The organism is Methylocystis sp. SB2 (assembly GCF_049817085.1).
GTDB lineage: Bacteria > Pseudomonadota > Alphaproteobacteria > Rhizobiales > Beijerinckiaceae > Methylocystis > Methylocystis rosea.
In genome coordinates, this window is record NZ_CP187401.1 from 908,872 (window position 1) to 928,760 (window position 19,889).

At 64.8% G+C, this 19,889-nt stretch carries 18 protein-coding genes; all 18 read right to left on the reverse strand.

The window, feature by feature from the left end; translation table 11 throughout:
- Positions 1–263: 263 nt before the first annotated feature.
- Entirely contained in the window at positions 264–1,898 is a 1,635-nt protein-coding gene (gene ftsZ, locus ACPS74_RS04645) for a cell division protein FtsZ (RefSeq protein ID WP_029650275.1), read from the reverse strand.
- 147 nt (positions 1,899–2,045) lie between these two features.
- On the reverse strand, positions 2,046–3,356 hold the full coding sequence (gene ftsA / locus ACPS74_RS04650; protein ID WP_026223052.1) for a cell division protein FtsA: 1,311 nt from the start codon (positions 3,354–3,356) through the stop codon (positions 2,046–2,048).
- A gap of 4 nt (positions 3,357–3,360) precedes the next feature.
- Positions 3,361–4,377 (reverse strand): cell division protein FtsQ/DivIB, encoded by a 1,017-nt coding sequence (locus ACPS74_RS04655; protein WP_029650277.1) that lies wholly within the window; start codon positions 4,375–4,377, stop codon positions 3,361–3,363.
- Positions 4,344–5,267, reverse strand: a complete 924-nt coding sequence (locus tag ACPS74_RS04660; RefSeq protein ID WP_029650279.1) for a D-alanine--D-alanine ligase — start codon at positions 5,265–5,267, stop codon at positions 4,344–4,346. The genes ACPS74_RS04655 and ACPS74_RS04660 overlap by 34 nt, the downstream gene beginning before the upstream one ends.
- Positions 5,268–5,292: 25 nt before the next feature.
- Entirely contained in the window at positions 5,293–5,505 is a 213-nt protein-coding gene (locus tag ACPS74_RS04665) for a transcriptional regulator (RefSeq protein WP_157055243.1), read from the reverse strand.
- Positions 5,506–5,575: 70 nt separating this feature from the next.
- Complete coding sequence (murB, locus tag ACPS74_RS04670; protein ID WP_029650282.1) at positions 5,576–6,496, reverse strand: UDP-N-acetylmuramate dehydrogenase; 921 nt, start codon at positions 6,494–6,496, stop codon at positions 5,576–5,578.
- Positions 6,497–6,789: 293 nt separating this feature from the next.
- Positions 6,790–6,975, reverse strand: coding sequence for a type II toxin-antitoxin system RelE/ParE family toxin (locus ACPS74_RS04675; protein ID WP_239754206.1), 186 nt, complete (start codon positions 6,973–6,975; stop codon positions 6,790–6,792).
- Complete coding sequence (locus tag ACPS74_RS04680) at positions 6,975–7,199, reverse strand: hypothetical protein (RefSeq protein ID WP_029650284.1); 225 nt, start codon at positions 7,197–7,199, stop codon at positions 6,975–6,977. Before ACPS74_RS04680 ends, ACPS74_RS04675 begins: the two co-directional genes overlap by 1 nt.
- 222 nt (positions 7,200–7,421) lie before the next feature.
- Positions 7,422–8,828: a UDP-N-acetylmuramate--L-alanine ligase gene (murC, locus tag ACPS74_RS04685; RefSeq protein WP_029650286.1), complete on the reverse strand. Its 1,407-nt coding sequence runs from the start codon at positions 8,826–8,828 to the stop codon at positions 7,422–7,424.
- 2 nt (positions 8,829–8,830) lie between these two features.
- Positions 8,831–9,940: an undecaprenyldiphospho-muramoylpentapeptide beta-N-acetylglucosaminyltransferase gene (gene murG, locus ACPS74_RS04690; protein ID WP_029650288.1), complete on the reverse strand. Its 1,110-nt coding sequence runs from the start codon at positions 9,938–9,940 to the stop codon at positions 8,831–8,833.
- Positions 9,941–9,953: 13 nt separating this feature from the next.
- Complete coding sequence (locus ACPS74_RS04695; RefSeq protein ID WP_029650291.1) at positions 9,954–11,108, reverse strand: FtsW/RodA/SpoVE family cell cycle protein; 1,155 nt, start codon at positions 11,106–11,108, stop codon at positions 9,954–9,956.
- Positions 11,105–12,532 carry a UDP-N-acetylmuramoyl-L-alanine--D-glutamate ligase gene (murD, locus tag ACPS74_RS04700; protein ID WP_029650293.1) on the reverse strand — a complete coding sequence of 476 codons (1,428 nt, stop codon included), beginning with the start codon at positions 12,530–12,532 and terminating at the stop codon, positions 11,105–11,107. The genes ACPS74_RS04695 and murD overlap by 4 nt, the downstream gene beginning before the upstream one ends.
- Before the next feature lie 2 nt (positions 12,533–12,534).
- Positions 12,535–13,617: a phospho-N-acetylmuramoyl-pentapeptide-transferase gene (mraY, locus tag ACPS74_RS04705; protein WP_029650298.1), complete on the reverse strand. Its 1,083-nt coding sequence runs from the start codon at positions 13,615–13,617 to the stop codon at positions 12,535–12,537.
- A 9-nt stretch (positions 13,618–13,626) separates the two neighbouring features.
- Positions 13,627–15,045 (reverse strand): UDP-N-acetylmuramoylalanyl-D-glutamyl-2,6-diaminopimelate--D-alanyl-D-alanine ligase, encoded by a 1,419-nt coding sequence (locus ACPS74_RS04710; protein ID WP_029650300.1) that lies wholly within the window; start codon positions 15,043–15,045, stop codon positions 13,627–13,629.
- Complete coding sequence (locus tag ACPS74_RS04715) at positions 15,042–16,493, reverse strand: UDP-N-acetylmuramoyl-L-alanyl-D-glutamate--2,6-diaminopimelate ligase (RefSeq protein WP_029650302.1); 1,452 nt, start codon at positions 16,491–16,493, stop codon at positions 15,042–15,044. The genes ACPS74_RS04710 and ACPS74_RS04715 overlap by 4 nt, the downstream gene beginning before the upstream one ends.
- Positions 16,493–18,268, reverse strand: a complete 1,776-nt coding sequence (locus ACPS74_RS04720) for a peptidoglycan D,D-transpeptidase FtsI family protein (RefSeq protein ID WP_029650305.1) — start codon at positions 18,266–18,268, stop codon at positions 16,493–16,495. Before ACPS74_RS04720 ends, ACPS74_RS04715 begins: the two co-directional genes overlap by 1 nt.
- Entirely contained in the window at positions 18,265–18,678 is a 414-nt protein-coding gene (gene ftsL, locus ACPS74_RS04725; protein WP_018408853.1) for a cell division protein FtsL, read from the reverse strand. The genes ACPS74_RS04720 and ftsL overlap by 4 nt, the downstream gene beginning before the upstream one ends.
- A complete protein-coding gene (gene rsmH, locus ACPS74_RS04730; protein ID WP_051381763.1) occupies positions 18,678–19,682 on the reverse strand; it encodes a 16S rRNA (cytosine(1402)-N(4))-methyltransferase RsmH in 1,005 nt (334 codons plus the stop codon). The genes ftsL and rsmH overlap by 1 nt, the downstream gene beginning before the upstream one ends.
- Positions 19,683–19,889: the final 207 nt, after the last annotated feature.

Here is a 19,889-nt window from a genome sequence, read left to right on the forward strand (position 1 = left end):
CCGGTTAACGTGAAGCTTCGTGCGAGCGTCTGCTGAACCGCTGGCGCGGCCGCGCTCCCGGGACGCGCAGCGCGGCGCGCGCGCAACGCAGGTCGGCGTGAATCCGAACGAATGGCGCAACCCTCCCCTAAAGCCCGGACGAACGATAGCAAATCCGGGCGCCGACGCTCCAGTCACGCTTTCTTACAGTTTGTTACAAGACCCGGCGGCCAAAATGAAAAGGCCCGCGCGAGGCGGGCCTTTTGCTGATTGTCGAGAATGTTTCAGTGGTTGGCCTGGCGACGCAGGAAGGCCGGGATCTCCAGATGATCCTCCTCGGATGGGCGCGGCTGCAGGGCGCGACGACCATGCGAATCGAGCGCAGCATGTCCGCCAGCGCCGACCGGCGCCGGCGCGGCCGGTCGCTTGCCATATTCGGCGTGCGTCGCCGAAGGCTGGCCTGTGGGAGCCATTTGCGGGCGCGGGGCCGGTGCCGCGGGTCCGCCATGCATCGAATCTTCCTGACGGCTCGCCCCGAAGGAGGCGAGGCGCTCGAAGATCGATTTGCGTCGAGGATCGCCAGCGCCCATCTGCTGACGCAGCTGTTCCTGGATCGGCTGGGGAAAATCCTCGATCTGAGGCATGCGCGGCGCACGCGGCTGCTCGGGGGCCGGAGGCACATAGGCGACGGCCGGCGCTTCATGGCGCTCGGCTTCGTACCTCGGCTCGCCATAGGCGAGACGCGGCGGCGCCGGCTCGAGGTAAATGCCATGCGGCGGCGCCTGCTCCGAATAATAGCCGGCAGGTGCCTGCGGCTCTTCGCGATGACGCAGCACCGGCGCGGCCTCGACGGCCGGCGCCTGCTGGGCGCGCGCCTGCTGCAATTGGGCGCGCAGGCGCTCGGCGGCCTCGGCGAGACGCGATTCGCTCGTCGGGTCATCGGCCGTGATGGCGGTCAGGTCGATGCCCGTCGCGACCACGGAGACGCGCACCACGCCCTCGAGCGACGAGTCGAATGTCGCGCCCAGAATGATGTTGGCGTCCTCGTCGACCTCCTGGCGAATGCGGCTCGCCGCTTCGTCGACTTCGTAGAGGGTCAGATCGTGGCCGCCGGTGATCGAGATCAGCAGGCCGCGCGCGCCCTTCATCGACACTTCGTCAAGCAACGGATTCGCGATCGCGGCTTCCGCGGCAAGATTGGCGCGATTTTCGCCCGTGGCTTCGCCGGTGCCCATCATCGCCTTGCCCATGCCGCGCATAATCGAGCGGACGTCAGCAAAATCGAGATTGATGAGGCCTTCCTTGACCATCAAATCCGTAACCGACGCGACTCCCGAATAGAGAACCTGGTCGGCCATGGCGAAGGCGTCGGCGAAGGTCGTCTTCTCCGTGGCGATGCGGAAGAGATTCTGATTCGGGATGACGATCAGCGTATCGACGCATTTTTGCAGTTCGGAGATGCCCGATTCGGCGATGCGCAGGCGCCGCTGTCCTTCGAAATGGAACGGCTTGGTGACGACGCCGACGGTGAGAATGCCCATTTCGCGCGCGATCTGCGCGATCACCGGCGCGGCGCCCGTGCCGGTGCCGCCGCCCATGCCGGCGGTGACGAAGCACATATGCGCGCCGGAGAGATGCTCGCGAATTTCTTCGCGCGCTTCTTCCGCGGCGGCGCGGCCAACTTCTGGCTGAGCGCCGGCGCCCAGTCCTTCCGTCACCTGCAGGCCCATTTGGATGATTCGCTCGGCCTGCGACGACGCGAGCGCCTGGGCGTCGGTATTGGCGACAAGGAAATCGACGCCCGACAGACCAGAGGTGATCATATTGTTGACGGCGTTGCAGCCGCCGCCGCCGACGCCGCAAACCATGATGCGGGGCTTCAATTCCCTGAGTTCGGGAGCTTTAAGGTTGATCGTCATCTGCCAGGCCTCTCACCAATGCGTTCACAACTCGGCGCCCGTTGTCCTTCGCCCTTGGACGCCCGGTCGCCGAACGCGTCGTCCTTGGCAATCATCCCCGGCGCGTCGAAGCGCGCGCCGGGTCGAAAGAATCACTTTCACGCGATACTAGAAGCTTTCTCTTAACCATCTCCCTACGCGCGAGATGTATCCGTCAGTTCCCGTCGCCGCGCGCTCGATCCGGCGCGGCTCGAAATATTCGTGCGCGGCGACTTGCGGATAGACGAGCAGCCCGGCCGCGGCTGCGAAGGCGGGGCTCTTAGAGGAATCCGGCAAGCCCTCGACGCCGATCGGACGTCCAACCCGAACCTGCCCGCCGAGAATGCGGCGCGCCGCCTCGGCGACGCCTGTGAGCTGGCTGGCGCCGCCCGTCAGCACGATGCGACGGCCAGGACCGCTCGGATGGCCGGCCTTCGCCAAGCGATCGCGCAGGAATTCCAGCGTTTCCTCTATTCGCGGGCGGATGATGCGCACGAGATGCGATTTAGGCGCATGCGCCTTGTGATCGCTCTCACCGACGTGATCGAAGGAAATGGTTTCGCGCTCGTCTGATGTCGAAGCGATCGCCGAGCCGTGAAAGGTCTTCAGCCGCTCCGCGTCGGAGAGCCGCGCGTCGAGTCCGCGCGCGATGTCCATCGTGACGTGGGCGCCGCCAAGCGTGACGGCGTCAAGGTGAATCATCTCGCCCCTGGCGAAGACGGCTACCGACGTTGATCCAGCGCCCATGTCGATGACCACGACGCCCATCTCGGCCTCGTCCGGCTCGAGCGTAGAGAGTCCGGCGACATAAGGCGCGGCGGCCATGGCTTCGACGCTGAGATGGCTGCGCTCGACGGCGACGAGAAGATTGCGGGCGGCGGCCTGATCGCAGGTCGCGACGTGGAGATCGACTGCGAGCTCTTCGCCGATCATGTCCTTGGGTTCTCGGATGCCGGACACGCCGTCGAGCGAAAAGCCTGTCGGCAGCGAGTGCACGGCGACGCGGCCGCGAGCGAGATGATGCGCGGCCGAAGCCTCGAGCACCCGATGAATGTCGTGTTCGGCGACTTCACGGCCGCCAATGACGCGTTTCGCCTGAAAATGCTGCGAGGACAGTCGGCCGCCCGACGCCGTGACGATGACGCGCTCGACCTGCATGCCGGCCATGCGCTCGGCGGCGTCCACGGTTTGCCGGATCGCGGCGTCGGCGGCGTCCATGTCGACCACGAGGCCGTTCTTCACGCCCAGAGAGCGCTGATGGCCAATGCCAACGACGCGAACGCGATGCGTGCGCCAATCGCCGGGCGCGACCGCGCCAAGCGGCGTGAGCCGCGCGATCAGGCAGGCGATCTTCGACGTGCCGACGTCAAGCGCCGCGAACGTCGCGGAGCGACGCGGCGAGAGCGGCTTCATGCGCGGTGGGACACCAGGGGAAATCATGCAGCTAACCACCACTCTTGGTCGACTTGCGCGGCGCAAGCTGTGCTTCGCGCGCCGCAGCGGCCTCTTCCGTCAGCCTGACGCTGACGCGATCGGGAATGCGCAAGTCGATGAACATGACGTCCTTGTCGAGGATCCGCGCCTCTCGCTGCAGCCGCGCGAGCGTCTCCAGCGCGCCGGATGGATCGATCTCCGGCAGTTTCACCGTGACGCCATTCGTCACCTCGAAGTTCCAGCGGCGTCCCGCGACGAGCACGCCAGCCTTGATGCGATGCGCAAGGTCGCCGGCCTTCGTCATCAGCATGAGAAATTCGAGCAGACGTTTCTGCGCGCCCTCGCCGACGACGAACGGCAGACCCAGATAGCGCTGGTCGCGCAATTCATCGATCGGCACGCCGTCTTCGGAAATGACGGCGACGCGTCCGTCGCGCTGCCACAAGGCGCTTGGCTGCCGCTCTTCGATCGCGACGACCAGGCGATCGGGGTACAGCTTCATCACCCGCGCGGTTTTGACGAGGGGGACCTGCATCAGCCGGTCGCGCACCGCCGTCGCATCGAGAAAAGGCAAGGAGTTTCGCGGCCCGACGCCTGCGGCCTCGAGAAGTTCGCGTTCGGTCAAACGCGATTGACCGGTGATGGTGACGGCGGAAATCGGAAACCCGGCGGCGCGCGCCGCGATGTCGTAGAGCTCGCCCTCGCTTGCGACGAGAGCGGCGTAGCCGCCGTTCTCGACGAATCCCGCCGCGCCGATAGCGGCGAAGAGCGCAAGCGTCGCCAGAGCGCCGACGCCGGGACGGCCCAGCAAGGCGAGGCGCGAAAGGAAACGTTCGCCACGGGTTCTTCGCGCCGTCGCGCGCGGAGCGACCGCCGCGGCGGCGACGGGAACGGCTGCCGGCGGGGGGGCGGACGCAACGGCGGCCGCCAAGGCGTATGGGACTTCTCCGGGAACGATAGGGACGAGCGAGTGCCGAGCCGAAAATGACTCTCTTAACGATCGCAGGATGCGTCTTCCACCATCCATCTGACCAACTCGCCGAATGAAAAACCTGCGTATGCCGCCATTTCTGGCACGAGCGAGGTCTCCGTCATTCCCGGCTGCGTGTTCACTTCCAATACGACGAGCTCGCCCGTACCTCCGGGGCGGTCGTCGTATCGGAAGTCCGCGCGGCTTACGCCGCGACAGCCGAGAGCTCGGTGAGCCTCAAGGGCCAAATGTTGGACCTCTTGGTAAATATTCAGTTTAAGATTTGCCGGAAGGACGTGTTTCGAGCCGCCCTTGGCGTATTTCGCGTGATAATCGTACCAGCCGCCGTCGGCAGCGAGGATTTCGATCACATCGAGCGCCTTGTCGTTCATGACCGCGCATGTGAGTTCGCGCCCGGCGATGAACTGCTCCGCGAGCATCATGTCGCCATGAGTCCAATCCTCGCGCCATAATTCCTGCGGGGGATGTTCTTGGCCCTCGCTGACGATGAAGACGCCGAAGGAGGAGCCTTCGGAGACGGGCTTCAGGACATAAGGAAGGGGCAGAGCGTGCGCTTTGGCGGCGTCCAGCCTGTGCAGAACGCGCCCTTTTGGCGTCGGAACGCCGGCGGCCGCCATCACCGTCTTCGCGATATCCTTTTTCATCGCCACCGAAGAGGCGAGCACGCCCGAGTGCGTGTAGGGGATGCGCAGAAGCTCCAGCGCGCCCTGAATGCAGCCGTCCTCGCCAAACTTGCCATGGAGCGCGTTGAAGGCGACATCGGGTTTGAGCGCCGCAAGAACATTTGCGACGTCATGCCCCGCGTCGACGCGGGACACTTGAAATCCCTGCTCTTCGAGGGCTTTCGCGCAGGCCTCGCCCGAGCGCAAGGAGATTTCGCGTTCGGCGGAGAGTCCGCCCATTAGAACGGCGACGTGCTTGGTCATGTGCTCTCGACTTGAAAAATGCCAACTAGAGATCCGAATAGGCGGCTTCGTCGGCTTCCGAAGCCCATTCGGTGAATGTGGCGAAAGGACAGAGCGAGTCGCTTAACGCGCCTGACGCTCGCGAAACTCGATCCTCGACCGAAGGACTCTTCTTCGGTCCCTGCTCGTCGCCGCTTTTTGACGTGGCCGCCGTTTCAACGGCGTCCGAGAAACGGTGCGATTTTATTCGAGGCGGCACGGCGGGAATCTCCTCAGCGTCCACGCTAAGATCTCAGCAGCGACGACGCAATCTTCTCGCGCCATTCATCTCACGCGGCGCCGATGCGCTTGATCTCCCAATGTAGTTCGACGCCGCTCGTCTCGCGCACGCGGCGGCGCACCTCTTCGCCAAGCGCCTCGATGTCGGCGGCGGTCGCGCGGCCACGGTTGATGAGAAAATTGCAGTGCATCTCGCTAACCTGCGCATCGCCGACGACAAGTCCGCGACAGCCGGCCGCATCAATCAATTGCCATGCCTTGCGGCCGTCAGGATTCTTGAAAGTCGAGCCGCCGGTCTTTTCCTTGATCGGCTGCGAGGCCTCCCGCGCGGCGGTGATGCGATCCATCTCGGCGATGATCGTCGCCGGATCGCCGGGACGTCCCCGGTAAAGCGCCTGCGTGAAGATCACGTCGTCGGGGGCGGAACAATGACGATAGGCGTAGCCCATGTCGGCGACGCCAAAGACGCGGACGTCGCCGGCGCGGTCGACGCCGCGCGCTTCAATCAGCGCGTCCTTGGTCTCACCGCCATGCGCGCCGGCGTTCATGCGCAGCGCGCCGCCGATCGCGCCGGGAATGCCACGATAGAAGGCGAGTCCGTCAACGCCCGCTTCGGCCGCTGCGCGCGCCGCCTTCACGTCGGGAACCGCGGCGCCGACGCGCAGCCTGCAGCCGTCCTCGACCACGATCTCGCCAAAGCCCTTAGCCGAAAGCCGTATGACCACGCCTTCGACACCGCCGTCGCGCACGATCAGATTGGAGCCAAGGCCGACGACGGTTACGGGAATCTCTCGCGGCAATCGCGCGAGGAAATAGGCGAGATCGGCTTCGTCGGCCGGCATGAACAGGATCTGCGCCGGCCCGCCGACGCGAAACCATGTGTAGGGCGCGAGCGGCTCATTCGCCGTGATGCGCCCGCGCAATTGCGGCATGGCGGCCGTTATATCAGCGGAGATATCGAGGAAGGTCATGTGCGCCCAGCAGCTTGGTTGAGATCACGCCGCGGCCATTTGGCGCCCTCTCGCGCGCGTCCTTTGAGGTAGGACAGAATCGTCGCCTGCGCGTTCCTAGATGTGAAAACCTTAAGAATCATGCCAAGTCCGTTGAATGCGAGCGGAAATCTCACGCATAAGCGGGCCGAAAGGGGCGAGGGGACTTCGCGTTCAATATCGTCAGCTTACGGGCGCCCGGGCCGCATGACGAAAGCGCAGGATGATAACTTCGCTCGCAGTCAGGCGATAATCTATGAGATAGGGGTAAGGGGTCACGGCGATGCGCCCACAAGCGGATTACTTGTCTCGCGCCCCGCAAGGGGATGTCCCTGCAAAAGCTCTGTTATCGTTTCGATGCGGGCGCGAAGGCGCCGCGCTCCCTGCGGCGAACGCGCCGCGACGTAAGCAAGCGCCGCGTCGATTTGCGCGGCGGCCCGCTTGGCATAGCGGAGCCGCATCACTCATATTTCGCCCAAAGCGCGCGTATGGACTCATCCGAAGCGAACTCGCCGCGCTCGGCCTCGGCCAAGGCCTCGGCAAGATCGCGCTCCTCCTCGGGAGTCAGTTGGATGGGGGCCGCCTCGTCTCCCGCAAGCCGCAGGAGCACTTGAGCGATCTCGTCCTGCGCCGCGTCCGGCAGGCGTCGCGCCTTCGCCACGGCCTCGTCAAGCAAGCGCGTCATGAGGTGTCTCCCTGCTTTGCGCAGTGCATAGGTATAAGCGGCATGAGGGGACTTCGAAAGCCCCTGCAAATGTCAGGGAAGGTCACGAGCGGCCCCCACCCCAACCCTCCCCCGCTTCGCGGGAGAGGGAGCCGGCCACGCGTTTGATCCAAGCCCCGCGAACGCCGCTCGTTAGGGTCCTCTCTCAGTGGGGGAAGGACAGTGAGGGCGAAACCAACGCGATCACCCCTGCCCCGCCGCGAGCTGCTCCGGCAGCGCATAGGCCCATTGCGTGATATTGCCGGCGCCAAGACACACGACATAATCTCCAGGCGCGACGATCTCGCGAACCATCGCCGCCAGCACTTCGGGAGAGGGCAGCCCCATCGCGCGGCGATGGCCATGCGCCTTGATCGCCGAGACGAGCGCGTCGCGATCAACGCCCGGAATCGGCTGCTCGCCCGCCGGATAGACATCGGCGATGATGACCACGTCGGCGTCGTTGAAGCAGGTGGCGAAAGCATCAAAAAGCGACTGCAGCCGCGAATAGCGATGCGGCTGCATCAGCGCGACGACCTTGCCCTTGGTGGAGGCGCGCGCGGCGCGCAGCACGGCGGCGATTTCGACCGGGTGATGGCCATAGTCGTCGAAAATCTGCACGCCGTTCCATTCGCCGGTCTTGGTGAAGCGCCGCTTCACGCCGCCAAAGCCGGCAAGCGCCTTGCGGATTTGTTCGGGTGAAAGGCCGAGCTGATTGGCGACGGCGATCGCCGCCGTCGCGTTCAACGCATTGTGATGGCCCGGCATCGGCAGGACGAGATTTTCGAGATAGATCGCCTGCGACGTCTTGCGGTCGCGCAGCAGCACATTGAACTTCGACACGCCGCCCTCGAGATCGACGTCGAGCAGACGCACGTCGGCCTGCGGATTTTCGCCATAGGTGATGACGCGGCGGTCCTCGATGCGGCCGACGAGCTCCTGCACGGTCGGATGATCGAGGCACATCACCGCGAAGCCGTAGAAGGGAATATTCTCGACGAAGTTGCGGAAGGCTTCCTTGATGGCGTCGAATGTATGGAAATGGTCGAGATGTTCGGGATCGATATTGGTGACGATGGCGACGTCCGCCGGCAGTTTGAGAAACGTGCCGTCGCTTTCGTCGGCCTCCACCACCATCCAATCGCCGGCGCCAAGACGCGCATTCGTGCCATAGGCGTTGATGATGCCGCCGTTGATCACGGTCGGATCGAGGCCGCCGGCGTCGAGCAGCGTCGCAACGAGCGAGGTCGTCGTCGTCTTGCCATGCGTGCCGGCGATGGCGACGCATTGCTTGAGGCGCATCAACTCGGCCAGCATTTCGGCGCGACGCACGACCGGCAGACGTTTTTCGCGCGCCAAGACAAGTTCGGGATTGTCGCGCTTGATCGCGGTCGAGACGACGACCACTGCGGCTTCGCCGAGGTTTTTCGCGTCATGTCCGATGCTGATCGTCGCGCCCTTTTCGACAAGACGCTTGACGTTGGCGTTTTCGGCGGCGTCCGACCCCTGCACCTTGTAGCCGAGATTGAGCAGCACTTCGGCGATGCCGGACATGCCGATGCCGCCGATGCCGACGAAGTGAATCGGGCCCAACTCTTTCGGCAGCTTCATTCCTAGCTCCGTTTCGTAGCGCCTGTCCGCGCCACGTCGATGATCAGATCGGCGAGACGATCGGCGGCGTCGGCGACGCCGACGCGTCTGGCGGCTTCGGCGCGCGCGGAAAGCTGCGCCGGCGCATTAATGAGGTCACAAAGCCGCCGCGTCAAAAATTCCGGCGTGAAGTCGCTCTGGCGCACGGTTTCGGCGCCGCCCGCCGCTTCGAGAAAAGCGGCGTTCGCCGCCTGGTCCTGGTCGAGCGCATGCGGCAGCGGCACCAGCATCGCCGGTCGCCCGACGACCGCAAGCTCCGAGACCGTCGAGGCGCCGGCGCGGGTGATGACGAAATGCGCCGCAGCGAGCCGCGCCGGGAAGTCGGCAAAAAAGGGCGCAATCTCGGCGCCGACCCCAGCGCCGGCGTAGATCGCCTCGACCCGCGCGATATCTTCGGGACGCGCCTGTTGAACGACAGAGATTTTCGCCCGCAGCGCGTTGGGGAGCGCCGCGACGGCCGCCGGCACGATGTCCGCCATGACGCGCGCGCCCTGCGAGCCGCCAGCGACAAGCAGCCGGAACATTCCATCATCGAACGAAGGATAGGGCGTTTCGGCGGCCTCGAGCACATTGGGACGCACCGGATTGCCGGTGACGACGAGCTTGCTTTGCAGGGCTGCGGGCACGGCCAGTGTCGGCAGACCGGCGGCGATCCTGTCGACGCGGCCGGCGAGGAAGCGATTGGCCTTGCCCATGACGCCATTCGCTTCGTGCAAAGCGCTCGGCACGCCGAGATAGGACGCCGCAAGCAAGGGCGGGACGGTCGGGTAGCCGCCGAAACCGATCACCGCGGCCGGTTTGACCTGGCGCAGCAGCGCGGCCGCCTGCGCCGTGCCGAGGGCGAGACGCGCGACCGCCTGGGCCTTGGCCAGCAGCGAGCCGCCCCGCGGCGTCCCGGCGGGGATCACATGCATGGCTCGCGCCGGAAAGGCGCCGCCGTAGCGCAGGGCGCGCTCCTCGGTGACGAGCTCCACCGCCAGCCCGCGGGCGGCGAGCGCATGCGCAAGCGCCTCGGCCGGAAAAAGATGGCCGCCGGTGCCGCCGGCGGCGAGGAGAATCGGCGAATCGATCATACCGAGGCTTTTATCACGCGGCGGCGGGCGCGCCCGTCGCGGCGAGCTCACTCAGCACGCGGGACCGCGGCCGCTTACGCGTGACGGCGAGCAGAAAGCCCATGCCGAGCGACAGCGAAATAAGCGAAGAGCCGCCATAGGAGACGAAGGGCAGCGTCATGCCCTTGGCGGGCATGAGATGCACGTTCACCGCCATATTGATGCAGCTCTGCAGGCCAAACAGCATTACGAGTCCCGCGGTCGCAAAACGACAGAAGGGATCGCTGTTGTGCGCCGCCGAGAACAACCCCCGCACCACGACGAAGGCGAAGAGCGCGGCAAGCGCGATGCAGACAAGAACGCCGAATTCCTCGCCGATGACCGCGAAGATGAAATCCGTGTGGGAGTCGGGCAGGATGCGCTTGATAACCCCTTCGCCTGGCCCCTTGCCGAACCAGGATCCGGCGATGAAGCTCTCAAGCGCCGTCTCCGACTGGAAATTCGCGGGCACGCCCGCGACCGGCGGCGGCGGCTCCAAAAAAGAATCGACGCGCGCATGAACATGCGGCACGAACTTATAGGCGAGCAGCGCCGAGACGCCGCCAAGCCCGCCCAATCCGACAACCCAGATCCAGTGCAAGCCAGCCATGAAAAACAGCGCCGCCCAGACAATCGAAATCAGCATCGTCTGGCCGTAGTCCGGCTGCATCATCAGCGGCACGATCGCGACCGGCAGGAGCAGAAGCGCGATCAGATTGCCTGGAACGTCCTTGCGACGCGCCCCTTCGGAGAAGGCCCAGGCGACGAGCACGACGAAGGCGGGCTTCAAAAATTCCGACGGCTGAACGCCGAAGATCCATCGCTTCGCGCCCTTCACTTCCTGACCGTAGAAGATGGTGGCGAAGACGAGCGCGAGAGAGACGATGAAAATCACCAGCGCCAGTCGGCGAACGTGACGCGGCGAAAGAAAGGACGTCGCGATCATCAAGACGAGCGCCGGCAGAAGATACAGCACTTGCCGGTTGACGAAGTGGAAGGTCGGCAGATGCAGCCGCTCCGCGACGGGCGGGCTGCCGGCCATGGCGAAGACGAGGCCGGCGACGATCAGCAGCGCGAGGCTTGCAAGCAGCCAGCGATCCACTGTCCACGCCCAGTCGGAGAATAATGATCGTTCCGCGCGCGAGATCATGTCTCATCTCCTTTTCGCGCCGCGATCACGGCGGGAAGCCCCTCAACGACGCCGCGAAACGCATTGCCCCGCGCCTCGAAATTGGCGAACTGGTCATAGGAGGCGCAGGCCGGCGACAGCAGCACGACCGGCTCCGGCGCGCCTTCGGCAAGCGCGTCGAGCGCCGCGCGCGTCGTCGCGACGTCAAGCGTGCCGCAATGTTCGAACGGCAGCGCGCCTTCCAGCGTGCGCGCAAAATCGTCGGCGGCCTCGCCGATCAGATAGGCTTTGCGGATGCGCGAGAAATGCGGACGCAGCGCTTCGACGCCGCCCTCTTTCGATCGGCCGCCGAGAATCCAGTAGATATCGGTAAAGCTCACCAAGGCCTTTTCGGCCGCGTCGGCGTTGGTCGCCTTGGAATCATTGACGAAGATCGTGCGCTCGATGCGCCGAACTTCCTCCATCCGATGCGGCAGGCCGGGGAAGCTCAACAGGCCGCGCAGGATCTCGTCGTCATCCAGTCCGCACTCCCACGCGGCGGCGGCGGCGAAGGCGGCGTTCTGCGCATTATGGGCGCCGCGCAGCGCGCGCGCGCCTTCGAGCGAACCGATCAGCTCGGCCTCCTCGGGCGGATGTCCCTGTTCGCGGAAATAGACGCTTCGATCCTCGACATAAAACCCCCAGTCGAGCGCACGCTTCCCCGAGACCGGCACGACGCGCCGCTCGGGGGACTCGGCTTCAACGAGGCGCGCGCCAATCGCATGGCAATAGGCGTCGTCGACGCCGACCAGAGCCACTTCCGCCGCGGCGACGAGCCGCTCCTTGATCGCTGCGTAATTTTCGATTGTCCCGTGACGATCGATATGGTCCGGCGTGATGTTGATCAGCACGCCGATGGTCGGCGCCAGCGAGGGCGCGAGATCAATCTGGAACGACGAGCATTCGATGACGTGAATGCGCTCGTCGGACGGCGGCTCGAGGTCGAGAATCGGCACGCCGATGTTGCCGCCGAGCTGAACGTCGCGGCCGGCTTCGCGCAAGATATGCGCGATCAGCGCCGTGGTCGTCGATTTGCCGTTTGTGCCGGTGATGGCGATGAAAGGCGATCCCCCGGCGCGCGCTTCGCGTTCGCGGCAGAACAGTTCGACGTCGCCGATGATCTCGACTCCGGCGGCCTTCGCCGCCTGCACCGTCCAATGCGGCTCGGGATGGGTCAGCGGCACGCCGGGAGAGAGAATGAGGGCATCGAAGCCGCTCCAATCCGCCGCCGCGAGATCCTCGAGCGCTACGCCTTGCGCGACGGCCTTGAGTCGGCCGGCCTCGCCATCGTCCCAGGCGGCGACCTGTGCGCCGCCGGCGATCAGCGCGCGGGCCGTAGACAGGCCCGAACCGCCTAATCCGAAAAGCGCGACGCGCTTGCCCTTGAACGTCTCGACCGGCGTCATCGTCACCTCAGCTTCAAGGTCGAGAGGCCCATCAGGGCCAGGACGAAGGCGATGATCCAGAAGCGGATGACGATCTGCGGCTCCTTCCACCCCTTCTGTTCAAAATGGTGATGGATCGGCGCCATCAGGAAGATGCGCTTGCGGGTCAGCTTGTAATAGACAACCTGGATGATGACTGACGCGCCTTCGATAACAAAGAGGCCGCCGACGATGACGAGCACGAACTCCTGCTTCACCGCCACCGCCACGGAGCCGACGAGCCCGCCCAGCGCCAGAGACCCGGTGTCGCCCATAAAAATTTGCGCGGGCGGCGCGTTGAACCATAAAAAGCCGAGCCCTGCGCCGATGAAGGCCGAGCAGACGATCGTCAATTCGCCGACGCCGGCCACGTAATTGACGCCGAGATAATTCGAAAAGATCGAATTGCCGACGAGATAGGCGAAAATCGCGAAGGCCCCGGCGGCGATCATCGACGGCACGATGGCGAGGCCGTCGAGTCCATCCGTGAGATTGACGCAATTGCCCGCGGCGACGATGACGAAGGCGCCAAACAGGATGAAGAGCGGACCCAGCGTCGCGACATAGCCCCGCACCATGGGGATGGCGAGCTTCGTCATGTTATCGCCGCCGGTTTCCATCAGCGCGTAGCAGGCCAGGCCGGCAATCATAAACTCAAGCGCCAATCGCATCTTGCCCGAGAAGCCAGCGTGCGACTGCTTGGTCACCTTGAGATAGTCGTCATAAAAGCCGATGAGGCCGAAGCTGACGGTGACGAAGAGCACGATCCACACATAGGCGTTGCGCAAATTCGCCCAGAGCAGCGTCGCCGCGACCAGCCCCGAAAGGATCATCAGGCCGCCCATCGTCGGCGTGCCTTTTTTGGTCACGAGGTGCGACGCCGGTCCGTCCTCGCGGATCGGCTGGCCCTTGCCCTGCTTGATGCGCAACGCGGCGATCACGCCCGGTCCGAAGAAGAAGACGAAGAACAGCGCCGTCGCTGCCCCCATAGCGGCGCGAAAAGTGATGTAACGGAAGACGTTTAGCGGACTGTAAAGATAAGATAAGTCCGCAAGCAGCGTCAGCATCGTCTCTCCTCAGCTCGCCATCTCGGGGGCGAATGCGCTTTTCAAGGCCGAGACGATCCGCGCCATCCGCGAACCATTGGAGCCTTTCACCATCACCACATCGCCGGGACGAACCGCTGCGAGAACGGCCTCTTCCAGCTCCAGCGGCGTCGCCCGATGCGCGGCGCGCATCGAATCAGGCACAGCGTAACTTAAGCGTGACATCAATGGCCCCGAGGTGAATAGCTGATCGACGTTCGCGCCAATGAGGTCCTGAGCGAGCTCGGCGTGCAGTTCGGCCGCCTGCGGCCCGAGCTCCAGCATGTCGCCGAGCACAGCGATGCGCCGGCCCCCCGGTCCTGTGGCCGCGCCGCCGAGCAGCTGCAGCGCCGCCCGCATGGAGGTCGGGTTGGCGTTGTAGCTTTCGTCGATAAGCGTAAACGCGCCTTCTGGCGTCACGATTTTCTCGCGCTGACCACGTCCGGAGGGCGGCGTGAATTCGCTGAAGGCCGCCGCAGCTTCCTCCAAATCCACGTCGAAAACGACGCCCACGAGCAGCGCCGCGAGCGCGTTCATGGCGATATGCTTGCCTGGGGCGCCGATGCGAAAGCGCAGTCGCCGCTCGAGAATTTCCGCCTCGACCAACGCGCCTTCGCCGGCGGGCTCGTAAGACAGGAGCCGCGCATGCGCGCCTTCCGTCTCGCCGAAACCAAAGACATGGCTGGCGGTCGGCGCTGCCGCCGCGGCGAGACGCTCGTAAAATCCGTCGTCCCGGTTGATGATCGCGACGCCGCCATCGAGCGCGGAAAAAATTTCGGCCTTGGCGTCCGCGATCTTCTCGATTGATCCGAAATATTCGAGATGAACCGGCGCGATGCGGGTCACGACGGCGACGTGGGGGCGCACCTGAGCGACGAGCGCGGCGATCTCGCCCGCGTGATTCATGCCGAGTTCGAACACGCCGAAGCGCGACTCCGCCGGCATGCGCGCAAGCGTCAACGGCACGCCCCAGTGGTTGTTGTAAGACGCCGCTGAAGCATGCGTATCGCCGAAACGCGACAGCATCAGCCGGATCATGTCTTTCGTCGAGGTCTTGCCGACGGAGCCGGTGACGGCGGCGATAAAGGCGGCGCTTCGCTCGCGCGCCCGCGCGCCCAGCGACTCGAGCGACTGCTGCACGTCTCTGACGACGAACAGCGGCCCGGCGCCAGACAGCTCAGTCGCATGCGCTTCGTCGATGACGGCGGCCGCCGCGCCTTTCTCAAACGCCATCCGCACGAAGTCGTGACCATCGCGCGTCTCGCCCTTAATGGCGATAAACAGATCGCCGGGCTGAAGTGTCCGCGTGTCGATGGAAACGCCGGCGGCTTCGCGCGCAAGACCGCCGCTCGCGCGCGCCCGCAGCGCGCCGACCAGCGCCAATCCCGACCATAACGGCCTCTTGGTCATGGATGATTCTCCTTGAGCGCCTGCGCAATCGCCTCATGATCGGAGAAAGGCAAAACGCGGTCGCCGACGATCTGCCCGGTTTCGTGGCCTTTTCCAGCCACGACGAGCGCATCGCCCACTTCAAGTCCCGCGACCGCGTTGGCGATCGCCGCGCGCCGGTCTCCGATCTCGATGATATGCGCCGCGCCGCTACGGGTTCCTTCGAGAATTTCTGCGCGAATGGCGGCGGCGTCCTCGCTGCGCGGATTGTCGTCCGTGACGATGGCGACATCCGCCGCGCGGGCGACGATGTCCCCCATCAGCGGGCGCTTGCCACGATCACGATCGCCGCCGCACCCGAAGACGACAATCAGGCGTTTTTTTGTCAGCGGCCGTAAAGTGGCGAGCACTTTCTCAAGCGCGTCGGGCTTATGGGCGTAATCTACGAAAATCGGCGCGCCGTTACGCTGACCGACGAGTTCGAGCCGCCCCGGCGCCCCTTTGAGCGCTTCGAGCGCCGCAAAGACCTGCCCCGGGTCATCGCCGCTTGCGATGGCCAACCCCGCGGCGACGAGCGCGTTCGAGACCTGGAAGGCGCCGGCAAGCGGCAGATTGACCTCATAGTCTGCGCCATTATGGCGGAGCCGCAGCGACGTCGCTAAGGCGGACGGCGTCGCCGAAAGGAGCTTTATCGTCTCTCCCTTCGAACCGACGCTCAAAATTGTGAGGCTCCTCGCGCGGCAGATTTCGATGACGCGGGACGCAATGTCGCTGTCGGCGTCAATCACCGCCGTCTGGCCAGGGTGCAGCAGCGTGTCGAAGAGCCGCATCTTCGCGGCGAAATACTCCTCCATGTCGGCGTGATGGTCGAGATGGTCGCGCGAGAAATTGGTGAAGCCCGCGACGTCGACGCGCATGCCGTCGAGCCGCCGCTGATCGATCCCCAGCGACGACGCCTCCATCGCGAGATGCGTCACGCCGCGTCCAGCCAGTTCGTCCAGCGTTCGGTGCAATTCGACCGGGCCGGGCGTCGTCAGCGCTCCATAATGCGCGCCGCGAGAATCGACGATTCCAACGGTGCCGAGCGACGCCGCCTCATGTCCAAGCGCAGCCCAGATCTGACGCAAGAAGGCCACCACCGACGTCTTGCCGCTCGTTCCCGTAACCGCCGCAATCATCGACGGCTGACGCGAGAAGAAACGCGCGGCGGCGAGGGCTAGGGCGCGTCGAACGTCATCGACGACGACAAGCGGCAGCGGGCTGTCAGCTCTCCGCTGCGCGACGACGACGCAGGCGCCGCGCGACTTCGCGTCGGCGACATAGGACATGCCGTCGCCGGCGTGGCCCGGGATGGCAAAAAAGGCAAAGCCGCTGCGCGCCATTCGACTGTCAGCCGTCAGGCCGGAGACGGCAAGCCCGCGCAAGGCGGGCTCAAGGTCTGGCGTCGCAAGCAGTTCCGAAATCAGCATCAATGTCCTCCGCCGCCGCGGGCCGGAACATTGGCATAGCCATAACCCAATTTTGCGAGGAGCGGGAAAGGCTGGTGCGGCGGTTCGAAACGCGGCGCAAGGCCGAGAATCGGACCGACGCGCTCGATGATCTCGCCGGTGACCTGTCCCGCATTATAGGCCGCGGTGGCGTAGCCTCCGGTTTCCGGCAAACCCTGCGGTTCGTCCATGATGGTCAGGAAAAGATATTTCGGCTTGTCCGACGGCGCGACGGCCATGAAGGTGTTAAACAGCTTGCTCTTGGAATAATGGCCGTTGACGACCTTTTCTGCGGTGCCGGTTTTGCCGCCGACGAAATAGCCGGGGACGTTCACCTTTCGCGCCGTGCCGATTTCGGCGTTGAGGCGCATGAGATAGCGCATCGCCTCGCTCGTTTCCGGCTTCACGACGCGTTCGGCGCCCGCCTTCGCTTCCTCCTCGCTGCGCTTGATGAAGGTCGGCGTGATCAGATAGCCGCCATTCATCAGCGCGCCGACGGCCATCATCGCCTGGAGCGGCGCCACAGCAAGGCCATGACCGAACGCGATGGTCATGGTGTTCAACTCGCCCCAGTTTTTCGGCACGATGGGTTCGGCGCTTTCCGGCAGTTCAGTGCGCATGCGCGTCAGCTGGCCCATCTTGCGCAAAAACGCCTTGTGCCGCTCCACGCCCTGCCCCATCGCCATGCGCGCGGTGCCGACATTGGAGGAATAGGTGAAGACCTCCGGCAGGGTGAGCGCGCGATTTTGCGCGTGATAGTCATGGATCTTGAAGCGCCCGAAAGAGAGCACGCCGCGCGCGTCGAGCCGTGAATTCAGATTGACCTTGCCAGAGTCGAGCGCCATCGCGATGGTCAGCGCCTTGAAGGTCGAGCCCATCTCGTAAACGCCGACGCTCATGCGGTTGATGTGGACAGGATCGAGCGCTTCCGTCGGCTTGTTCGGATCATAGTCGGGAAGCGATGCGAGCGCGATCACCTCTCCGGTGTTGACGTCCAAGATCGCCGCGGCGCCCGCCTTCGCCTTAAAGTGGGTTACGCCCTTTTCGAGTTCGTCGCGCAACGCATGCGTGACCCGAATGTCGAGCGAAAGCGACACGGGCTTGAGTTCCTCGGGCGTTACGCCGAAGCCGGCGCCGTGCAAATCGGCGAGCCCCTGCCCGTCAATGTATTTCTCGATGCCGGCGATGCCCTGATTGTCCACATTGGCGAAGCCGAGCACATGCGCGCCGATCGGTCCGTTGGGATAAACGCGCTTATTTTCGGCGATCAGTCCGACGCCCGGCAGTCCGAGATGAAAGACTTCGTCGCGCTGATGCGACGTCACCTCGCGCTTCACCCAAACGAAGCCTTTCTTGGAGCCGAGCCGCTCGCGCAGATCGCGGGCGTCGAGGCCAGGCAAAACCGCGGTCAAGAGCTCGGTCGCTTCGTCCTTGTCGATGATGCGGCGCGGCTCGGCGAACACCGACATCACCTTGACGTCGCTTGCGAGCGCCTCGCCGTTTCGATCGATAATGTCCGGACGGGACGCCGCGACCGCCTCCGCCGCAGCGCGCCGCGACGTCGCCGCCTCCGGCTTAAATGCGAGATAGACGAGCTTGATCGAAATCACCGCGTAGAGCGCGAGAAAGGCCAGCGCCGCGAGCCGCATGCGCGACGCGCTCAGCGCGAGACTCGTTGAAAACAGCGCGCGCAGCATCGCGCGTATTTTGCCAACCGGCGGCGGCGAAGGTTGCGTGTCGAGCATCGTCTGCGTCATGGCTTGCGTCGCTGTTGGCTTTGTCCCTGCGCTTTGGGCGTGGTCGTCGGCGCGCTGCCGGGGACGGGCGGCGTCGCTGGCATGCTCAATCCGAGCGCGTCGAGCTTATTGCCGATGGAGTCGACGCGCGGCGATCTCTCGGGAAGCGATTGCGCGGCGACGATCTGCGTCGCTTCAAGCTGTTTCATGCCGGGCAGATAAGCGTCGGCGAGCTGCTGAATGCGCTCGGGCCGCGTCATATAAGCCCATTCCGCGCGCAGCACCGCAATCGCGTCGCGCTCCTGCCTGATCTCGATCTTGGTCTTTGCGATCTGCTCGGCGCGATAGCTCGTCTGATATTTGATCGAATAGGCGTAAACCGCCGAACCGACGAGCACGAGAACCGCAACGATATTGAGGAGCCGCAGCATCAGGCTTTTCCCTTGTCGCGATCGGGCAGGCGAGCGAGACGCGCCAGCCTTTCGTCGAGCGGATACGGCGCCGCCGCCGTGCGCGCCGCGTAACGCAATTTGGCCGAACGCGCGCGCGGATTGGCCGCCGTCTCGGCGGGCGCAGGCGTCACCGGTTGGCGACCTTCGCAAACGAAGCTTGGCGGCGGCGGCGGCGTTTCGCCGGGAAGGCGGCGCGAGCCGGTTTCGCCGCGACCGCATCGCTCGGCGAGAAACTGTTTGACGATACGATCCTCAAGCGAGTGAAACGTCACGACGACGAGCCGACCGCCCTCAGTGAGAAGCCGTTCCGCGCCGAGCAACCCCTTCAGCAATTCCTGAAGCTCGTCGTTGACGGCGATGCGCAAGGCCTGGAAGCTTTTGGTCGCGGGATGAATGTCGCTAGCGCGATTGGGAGCGACGCGCGCGATCATTTCGGCCAGCGCTCTCGTCGTTGTGAAAGGCGCAATCTCACGGTCGTGAACGATGGCGCGCGCGATGCGCCGCGCGGCGCGCTCCTCGCCATAGAAATACAGGATGTCGGCGAGCGTCTCTGCATCCGCTTCATTGACGATGTCGGCGGCGCTGCGCCCGCGCCCCTCCATGCGCATATCGAGCGGACCCTCGGCGCGGAAGGAAAAGCCGCGCGCGGCTTGGTCGAACTGCATCGACGAGACGCCAATATCGAAGACGACGCCGTCGAGCGGGGCGAAGCCTTGCGTGCGCGCGATGTCCTCGAGCTGAGAAAAGCGCGCTTCAACGAGCGTCAACCGTCCGCTCATCTCGTCGACAAGCGCCTGACCGGCTCTCACGGCAGTCTGGTCGCGGTCAAAGGCGAGCACGCGCGTTTCCGGCTGCGCTAGGATGGCGCGCGTATAGCCGCCCGCGCCAAAGGTGGCGTCGATATAGCGGCCGCCACGATGGATGCCGAGGGCGGCGATCGCCTCGTCGCGCAGCACCGGAATATGCGTCCCAGCGGACGTCATCATCATGCTCCTCACCAGACGCGCGGGGCGAGGCCGGCGCGATCCTGTGCGCCCGATGAGCGCTGGCTCGTCGAGACGACTCAATTGCGGCTGGGCGGTCTGGATCGACATGGTACCGCGAGGCGTCGGAAGCAGGCTGGTCGCCACGCGCCGATCGGCAACCTGTCCTATTAGGCTTTTTTATCGTTAAGGGAGCGTTTACGGTGG